Raw genomic sequence first — 1577 nt, 5'->3', positions numbered from 1 at the left:
GCTGAGGCGCGGGCGGCGGGGCGGGTTGCACCGGCGCGGGCTGCGGCGCAGGGACGGCGGCGCGCTGGAGCTTGGGCGGTACGATCCCGCGTGTGATGCTGGGCCCCCCGCCCGCCGAGGGTGCCGGCGCGGGGCTGCCCTTGGGCTTCAGGCGGCGATCCAGGCTGTCGGCGATCTCGGACCACACGCTCGACATCAGGTCCGCGTTGGTACCGTGCCGGTTCACGTAGTCGCGCAGCTGCCGGGGCGTCACGCCGGCCTTGCGCAGCGCCGCCGTGCGCGCCGAGTCCATGCCCGGCAGCGAGTCCGGCACGGAGCGCAGCGCCAGGTTCCCCCTCACGAACTTCTCGCGCGAGATGCCGCCCGTCTCCCGCTTGCAGCCGGAGATGGCGAGGGCGGCGCACAGCGCGGGGACCAGATATTTCCTCAAGTGACCATTCCGCTCGGGCAGGGATGACGACGCGCGCATTGGGACGAGGCGGCCGGCCGGACGATGCACATCCAACGAGCACGCGGCAGACGGATATGTCCGCACGGCAGGCCACGGGACGCTATCCGGGGCGGCGGCGGGTGTCAAGCGGCGCGCGTTGCGCTGGCGGGGCGCGGCACCGTAGCTTCGGACGCGGCGCGTTCCGTTCCAGCGCACGCACGCGGCCCCTCGCCCACCCCGAGCAACCGGTCCAGGAATGACCTCATCCACACATCGCATCCTCCCGCTCGCGGCGGCGCTGCTGGCGGCCGCGGCCCCGCTGCGCGCGGCGGCACAGGCGGCGGCGCCCCCGTCGCCCGCGGACGTGCTGGGCTACGGCCTGGGCGAGCGCTTCACGCCGTACGCGGGCGTCCGCGAGTACATGCGCGCGCTCGACGCCGCGTCCCCGGCCGTGGAGATCCGCCCGTACGGCATGACCGCCGAGGGGCGCCAGCTTTACCAGGTGGTCATCGCCACGCCCGAGCACATGCAGCGCCTGCCGCAGATCCTGGCCGCCAACGCCGAGCTGGCGCGCGTGGAGACCACGGCGGAGCGGGCGCGGCAGATCGCCACCACGAACCCGGCGGTGGTCTACTTCAGCTACGGCGTGCACGGCAACGAGAGCTCGTCTAGCGAGGCGGCGATGTGGACGGCGTGGGACCTGGCCCGCAACGCGCCCGAGGTGCGCGGCGTGCTGGACTCGCTCGTGGTGGTCATCGACCCCACCACGAACCCGGACGGGCGCGACCGCTACGTGAACTGGTTTAACTCGGTGGTGGGCGCCAAGCCGAACCCGAACCCGCAGGCGCGCGAGCACCAGGAGCCGTGGCCGGGCGGGCGCTTCAACCACTACCTCTTCGACCTGAACCGCGACTGGGCGTGGGGCACGCAGCCCGAGACGCGGGCGCGGCTGGCCACGTGGAGCACCTGGAACCCGCAGGTGCACGTGGACTTCCACGAGATGGGCTACAACTCGTCGTACTTCTTCTTCCCCGCCACGGCGCCCATCAACCCCATCTACCCGGCGTACGTGCTGGACTGGGCCAAGCGCTTCGGGCAGGGGAACGCGCGGGCGTTCGACCAGCACGGCTGGGGCTACTACACGGCC

The 1577-nt window shown here is 72.9% G+C and carries 2 protein-coding genes; one reads left to right on the top strand and one right to left on the bottom strand.

From position 1 onward, the window contains the following. On the bottom strand, window positions 1-430 hold a 430-nt coding region (locus tag VFE05_20040; protein HET6232376.1), incomplete at its 3' end, for a hypothetical protein. 256 nt (window positions 431-686) lie between these two features. Here VFE05_20040 and VFE05_20035 point away from each other — a divergent pair. Then, a partial coding sequence (locus VFE05_20035) for a M14 family zinc carboxypeptidase (GenBank protein ID HET6232375.1) occupies window positions 687-1577 on the top strand: 891 nt, incomplete at its 3' end.

It is taken from the genome of Longimicrobiaceae bacterium (assembly GCA_035696245.1).
Taxonomy (GTDB): domain Bacteria; phylum Gemmatimonadota; class Gemmatimonadetes; order Longimicrobiales; family Longimicrobiaceae; genus DASRQW01.
Note: the sequence above shows the minus strand (reverse complement) of the source record. Positions and strands in the feature narration are given on the sequence as shown.